The following is a 6,201-nucleotide window of genomic DNA, read 5'->3' as shown; positions in this document are numbered from 1 at the left end:
CCAGTAGCTCCGGTAACACCAGTAGGTCCAGTGACTCCAGCTAACCCAGTAGCACCAGTAATGCCGGTAACGCCCGTAACGCCAGTAGAGCCAGTAGCTCCGGTAACACCAGTAGGTCCAGTAGCACCAGTAACGCCAGTGACCCCAGTTAACCCAGTAGCCCCGGTAACCCCAGTAGCACCAGTGACCCCAGTAACGCCAATAGCCCCAGTAGAGCCAGTAGCTCCGGTAACCCCAGTAGGTCCAGTGACTCCAGTAACGCCAGTAGTCCCAGTAATGCCAGTAGGTCCAGTCGTTCCAGTAGGACCAGTCACGCCAGTCGCGCCAGTAGGTCCTGTAATTCCTCCGGTAGGTCCAGTAGGTTTAACTGGCCAAATAGGACAATTTTGAGGGAAATTTCTTTTACAATTACAAGGAAATGAGTTACATCTACTACAAATCCTATTTTTAAAATTTGCAAAATCCATTTTCTCACCTCCTTTCTCAGATATCGTATTCATTGAGATGATAGAAGAAATAGATAATTACCTCTTTTTTTGATAAATAGGATTTGTTCATAGTTTATTTTTTGGAAGTTTTATTGAAAAGTTGTTTTGTGCCAGATTATAACTTTAAAAAACTTAATTAAATTAATATATTACGAGCTCTTATGGTCTTTCCCTAAGATTCGTTCAAAATACTTTTTATTGTGTAAAACCTTTTCATCATTTGGAATAAACGATCTGGCTAATTCATTATGGGCATTGGCTAGTTCATATTGTTGCAAGCGATCAAAAAGTACACAAAGTTGTAAATGCGGTAACCATGTAGTATAGATTTTATTTTGGAATGGGGCGTTTGGGTTTTGTTTAATGACGAGGGCTTGTTCGTACCAAAATATAGCTTCGTAGTTTTTAAAATTCTCCATAAAGTGGAATCCTAGTCTACAACACGCTTCTGGGCGGGGAATATCATATTCGAAGCTTCTTAATATAGAGCTCAAATAATTTTCTGTATCATTTAAATGGGAATAGCAATCTGCTAATTTGTAGCATGCTTGAATATTATCTTCTACCCAGCCCAATTTAGAGGTTAAAAATGTTTCATAGTAAAATAGGGCATCCTCAAATTGTCCATGATCTAGTAATTCATTTGCGAAATAAAATGTATCACGGGGGGAAAGAGGTTCTCCAGATTGGACGAGTTGCCTATAGATATTAATATTTCGAGTATGATCATGACTAAGTGGTAAATGGCTGACAGCGACATCACTATCTAAAAGATGGCCACCTACCTCTAAATATTCGTGGACAGCTCCTATCCATTGAAAGTGTTTATCCCTTTTTACTAAACGATATCTTCTTATTAGAGAGCTTACATTGCCCTCACTATCAAAACTTAAGTGATAATTCATTGAAACTGCTTCTATATTTGAGTTTAATGATTGTTTTAGAGATTTGAATTTCTCCTGATCTTCCGCTAAAAATACATCGTCTGCATCAAGCCATAAAATATACTCCTTTGTTGCTTGTTGAAATGAAAAATTTCGTGCTGCTGCAAAATGATGAATCCATTTAAAATCAAAAATTCGATCAGTAAATTGTTTAGCGATTTCCTTTGTACTATCGGTAGAACCCGTATCAATAATATTAATCTCATCAACCAAGTCTTTAACGGATGCTAAACATCTACCAATAACATCCTCTTCATTTTTTACGATCATACATAAGCTAATTGACACCATAACTAAAATAACCTCCTTTCCAGAATCTATGTAGTATATGTTTTCTAAAAGAGGAGAGTTGGATAAATGTTTGTTAGTAGCATTATTTTTATAATGAATCTGACAATGCCGCTGGTTTGTCATAGAATTACCAATCAAGTTTCACTCGGATTTCACAAATGTGAAGTATAGTTAAGAAGCAGAGGTGATGATGTTGAAAAGGTTTGCATTCTTCATTCTTTCTTTACTTCTAGTGGTATGGTTGGCTGGCTGTACGGATTTATCCTTTAAGCCTATCAAGAGCAAACAGAACTTTATTGCGTCTTTAAATATACAAGAACCATCATTAGATTTTATAGATGAACAGGGGAAGGTAATTGCCACATGGTTGTTCGATAAAGCTTATACTGGTGCAGTATTGCTGGGAGACAATCGTATATTATTGTTCGGTCATCAGTTAGATAAAATTGATGTTTATACATTATCAACTGGGGAAAAGCTCTATTCAAAAAAAGTGAAGATGGGTACTACAAATGTTTATTATTCCGAAAATGATAAACAATTCTTTATTACGAATAGCACCACGAATACAGTGACAAGCTTTGATGAGAAGGGAAATGAGCTTGCCTCACAGCAGTTAGGTAATTACCCTATGTCCATGGTAGCTTTTAAGGAAAAGCTATATATCATAAATTTTAAAGATACCAAATTATCAATTTTAAATGTCAAAGATCTGCAGGTTGAACAGGAATGGGTCATTCCAAAATCAGCTCATGGTTTAGCGATAATAGAGGAGACAAATGAACTGTGGGTTGGAGGGCATGGTGATGGCAGTAAACCTAATAGCTCCGTAAAGCGTTATGATTTAGCTACAGGCGAATTGCATGGAGAAATAGAGATGCCGTTAATGCCTGTGGGATTAACAAAAACGAAAGACTCAGTGCTTGTAATTAGTCATGGACATAATGAATTATATGTAGCTGACTTTAATGGTAAGGTGAAATGGCAGCTAGAGGTAGGGGCTAATCCATTTGTTGTTAATCAATTTAAGGACTATATTGTGGTTGCTGGGTATGATGATCACACATTGTATTTTATTAATGATGGTCATGTAGAAAAAACAGTGGATGTTGGAAAAGGTGCATTTCAACTGTTAGTGAGGGAGGAAAAATTGTGACAACTGTATTAATTGTTGATGATGAGCGAGATATGCGCAATCTAATAGAGATGATGCTTAATAATTCTAATTTTGAAACCTTTACTGCAGCAAGTGGTATGGAGGCATATGATATTATTGTTCGTGAACAAATTGATTTGGTTCTACTTGATGTTATGATGCCGCATGAGGATGGCTTTGTAGTATGTCAAAGTATCCGAGCAATGTCGAATGTACCAATCATATTTTTAACTGCCCGGGACGCAAATGAAGATAAGGTAAAGGGGCTTACGCTTGGTGGGGATGATTATATTGTCAAACCATTCACAGTAGAGGAACTACTAGCTCGTATACGTGCCGTTTTGAGAAGAACTGGCTCAAGAATTACGGAAATACAGCAAAAATATATTGTTATTGGACCGATTAAGTTAGATGAAATATCTCGAAAAGTTTCTGTGAATGATAAAAGTATCCCACTTACGCTAAAGGAATTTGAACTATTGCATCTATTTATGAAAAATCCAGGAAATGCTTATACGAGGGAGCAATTGTTAGAACGCATTTGGGATATTGATTATATTGGTGGAACAAGAACTGTGGATACACATATTAAAACGTTACGGCTGAAGCTTGGAAAGGAAGCAGCGGCATATGTACAAACCGTCTGGGGAGTAGGTTACCGTTTTGACGCAAACGAATGAAAAAGATTTCTACTCGTATTTGGATATTAATTTTTACTTTTTTAATTATAACAGTCGTATTCATGTATGTTTTGACTGATTTTTTATATGAACGACTTTATGTGGAAGACACAGAAGATATGATGATTGAGGTCGGTACAAAATTACAAACTATGTATGCAGGCGGAAAAGTAACTGATGAATTTATTGCAGATATTGAACATTATAGTAATTATTCAAATTTAAATATTTTTGCAGTTAGAAATCCTCGTGAGCTTAGCGCTTGTGTACCATTCGATATTGATTATGAAACATTGATTGGTCCAGAGGATCGCCAGCAATTATTAGCAGGTCATTATGTACAGAAAATAGGGTATGAACCTCGGTTTGACAGACAGCTTATTTCTGTAGTACTCCCATTAGTAGATCAGAATAGACTTGAAGGCATCATTTATATTTACTTTCCATTGGCAAAAATTAGTGAGTTAGCAAATGAACAGGTTATTTTTCTAGTTGGAAGCGCCCTATTATTTTTACTCGTAATAAGTTTTTTAATTTATAAAGGGATTCGCCATATAATGCGACCGTTAAGTGAATTGCAAAGGGCAGTAGAAGAAATGTCGGATGGAAATTATGGAACTCGTGTGCCGGTTAATTCAAGAGATGAGATTGGGCGATTATCTAGTACCTTTAATAAAATGGCAGCTTCTATACAGCAAGAGGATGAGGCGCAAAAAACGTTTTTAGCTACCGTTTCTCATGAATTACGGACGCCTATTAGTTATGTGAAGGGCTATGGTGAAGCATTGCATAATGGTTTCATACAGGAAGAACAGAAAGAAGAAACTATTCAGCTGATTGTACGCGAGGCAAATCGTATGGAGCGTTTAACAAATGAACTGCTTCAACTAGCTCGGATGGAGAATGAGCAAAAAGAAATTACCCTATATCCAATTCCACTTGCTGAAACATTACGTGAAGTTCAAAAGATATTAATTCATCAGGCAGAAAAAAAGAGGATAGTACTCCATTTAGATGCTGACGATGCTTTAATTATCAAAGCAGATGAAATCAAGCTGAAGCAGATTTTTATTAATATAATAGAAAATGCTATTAATTACTCGAATGAGCAGTCAAAGATAGAAATAGTAGCTGTGGAGAATCATAACAATGCTCAGATTATAATAAAGGATTATGGAATTGGTATTCCACAGGAGGATCTACCACATGTGACTGAGCGCTTTTATCGTGTCAATAAGGCCCGTAGTCGAGCAGATGGTGGTAGTGGCTTAGGCCTATCAATTGTGGAGCAGCTTTTAAAGCAGCTATACGGTAAAATTGAAATTGAAAGTAAAGTAGAAAAGGGCACAACGGTGAAGATTACGTTGCCATTAATGGAGGAAGAATAAATGAAAAAATGGTTGTTTGCATTAATAGCAGTACCTACATTATTAGTTGGGTGTGGGGAAAAAGAACCGACAACATTAAAGGAGCCAGAGGTACCTCAAATACCAGATGTTGAAATTTTAACAGCAAAAGAAGTAGCAATTAATGAAACAATTGAACTTGCCGCACATGTTGAGCAGGGTGGAAAAAATGTCGATAATGCTGCTGTAGAATTTGAGGTTTGGGAATCTGGCAAACGTGATGAAGGACAATTGATTGAAGGAAATTTAGAGAAGGATGGCGTTTATAAAGCAACAACGACTTTCGACCATGATGGTGTTTATTATATGTACGCTCATACAACTGCTAATGGCGTACATAATATGCCTAAGCAACAAATTATAGCTGGAAACCCAGATATGTCAAAGGTTGTACCAGAGGATGACAAAGCGAAAAACAGCATGGATAATAATATGATGAACCATGGTAAAGATACAGAGCAAAGTGATGAAGAAAAAAATGAAAAAAATCATGATTAAACACTTGCATTATTGTTAAAATAGGAATATGATAATGACCAGATGACCGGAATGGTTTTCTGGTCATTTTGTTTCTGTGTACTAAGAATGTACATAACATAACAAGAAAGGATGTTACTAATGGATCGTAGGCAGGAAATTCTTGAAGCAGCTGCAAAATCTTTTACATTGTTTGGTTACAAGGCGACAACGATGGAGCAAGTAGCGAAAATTGCTAATGTCGGTAAGGGTACGATTTATACATTCTTTGCAAATAAAGAAATTTTATTTCAAGAGATAGCTATGTCACTTGTACGAGAGATGAAGGCAGAAGCAGATGCAGTGTTGGATGCATCAGCTAGTTTTATGGACAATGCACATAATGCTTTAATGAAAATGCTTCAGTTCCGTGAAAAACATCTTTTATTTGCGAAGTTATTAGAGGAGGAAAAAGAATTACGAACGCCAGTTGTCAAACAAGTTCTCATCCGTATCGAGACTGAGATTTTATCGTATGTTGCTGAGTTAATTCAAAGGCGTATTGATAAAGGTGAGATTCGAGACTGTGATGCAGAATTGGTAAGCTATCTATTGCTAAAGGCATATCTAGCATTTGTCGTTGATTGGCATGAACTACATGGTGATATGATTCCCGAGGAAAAGATTTTAAATCTTTTTAAAGAAACAATCTTTCGTGGACTAATTTTAACTTGATTACTGGATCAAGCACCAGTCTACTCATGGAAGGTTTCAATTTTT

General features: G+C 36.5%; 6 protein-coding genes and 1 pseudogene. 5 read left to right on the top strand and 2 right to left on the bottom strand.

Annotated features, from left to right (window positions below; genetic code table 11):
• Both AC2CGN_RS18630 and AC2CGN_RS18625 read right to left on the bottom strand, forming a co-directional pair.
• A pseudogene (locus AC2CGN_RS18630) lies at positions 1-467 on the bottom strand (collagen-like protein); the annotation flags it as partial.
• 170 nt (positions 468-637) lie between these two features.
• A complete protein-coding gene (locus tag AC2CGN_RS18625) occupies positions 638-1,723 on the bottom strand; it encodes a glycosyltransferase family 2 protein (protein WP_484515487.1) in 1,086 nt (361 codons plus the stop codon).
• Between the two features lie 190 nt (positions 1,724-1,913).
• On the opposite strand from AC2CGN_RS18625, the gene AC2CGN_RS18620 reads away from it, so the two are divergent.
• From AC2CGN_RS18620 to AC2CGN_RS18600, 5 genes are all read left to right on the top strand, one after another.
• Entirely contained in the window at positions 1,914-2,879 is a 966-nt protein-coding gene (locus tag AC2CGN_RS18620) for a YncE family protein (RefSeq protein ID WP_484515485.1), read from the top strand.
• Complete coding sequence (locus tag AC2CGN_RS18615; RefSeq protein WP_286925478.1) at positions 2,876-3,559, top strand: response regulator transcription factor; 684 nt, start codon at positions 2,876-2,878, stop codon at positions 3,557-3,559. The genes AC2CGN_RS18620 and AC2CGN_RS18615 overlap by 4 nt, the downstream gene beginning before the upstream one ends.
• On the top strand, positions 3,556-4,947 hold the full coding sequence (locus AC2CGN_RS18610) for a sensor histidine kinase (RefSeq protein WP_429986072.1): 1,392 nt from the start codon (positions 3,556-3,558) through the stop codon (positions 4,945-4,947). The genes AC2CGN_RS18615 and AC2CGN_RS18610 overlap by 4 nt, the downstream gene beginning before the upstream one ends.
• Positions 4,948-5,463 carry a FixH family protein gene (locus AC2CGN_RS18605; protein ID WP_429988049.1) on the top strand — a complete coding sequence of 172 codons (516 nt, stop codon included), beginning with the start codon at positions 4,948-4,950 and terminating at the stop codon, positions 5,461-5,463.
• Between the two features lie 120 nt (positions 5,464-5,583).
• A complete protein-coding gene (locus tag AC2CGN_RS18600) occupies positions 5,584-6,156 on the top strand; it encodes a TetR/AcrR family transcriptional regulator (RefSeq protein WP_054772371.1) in 573 nt (190 codons plus the stop codon).
• Positions 6,157-6,201: the final 45 nt, after the last annotated feature.

The organism is Lysinibacillus sp. DFXJR4 (assembly GCF_057196045.1).
The sequence above is the reverse complement of the archived record's forward strand: the minus strand, read 5'-3'. Positions and strand labels throughout refer to the sequence as shown.

Bases quoted from the DNA above. Each gene is read 5' to 3' on its own strand.
- AC2CGN_RS18625 (WP_484515487.1), bottom strand. From the start codon at position 1,723: ATGGTGTCAATTAGCTTATGTATGATCGTAAAAAATGAAGAGGATGTT.
- AC2CGN_RS18620 (WP_484515485.1), top strand. From the start codon at position 1,914: ATGTTGAAAAGGTTTGCATTCTTCATTCTTTCTTTACTTCTAGTGGTA.
- AC2CGN_RS18610 (WP_429986072.1), top strand. From the start codon at position 3,556: ATGAAAAAGATTTCTACTCGTATTTGGATATTAATTTTTACTTTTTTA.
- AC2CGN_RS18605 (WP_429988049.1), top strand. From the start codon at position 4,948: ATGAAAAAATGGTTGTTTGCATTAATAGCAGTACCTACATTATTAGTT.
- AC2CGN_RS18600 (WP_054772371.1), top strand. From the start codon at position 5,584: ATGGATCGTAGGCAGGAAATTCTTGAAGCAGCTGCAAAATCTTTTACA.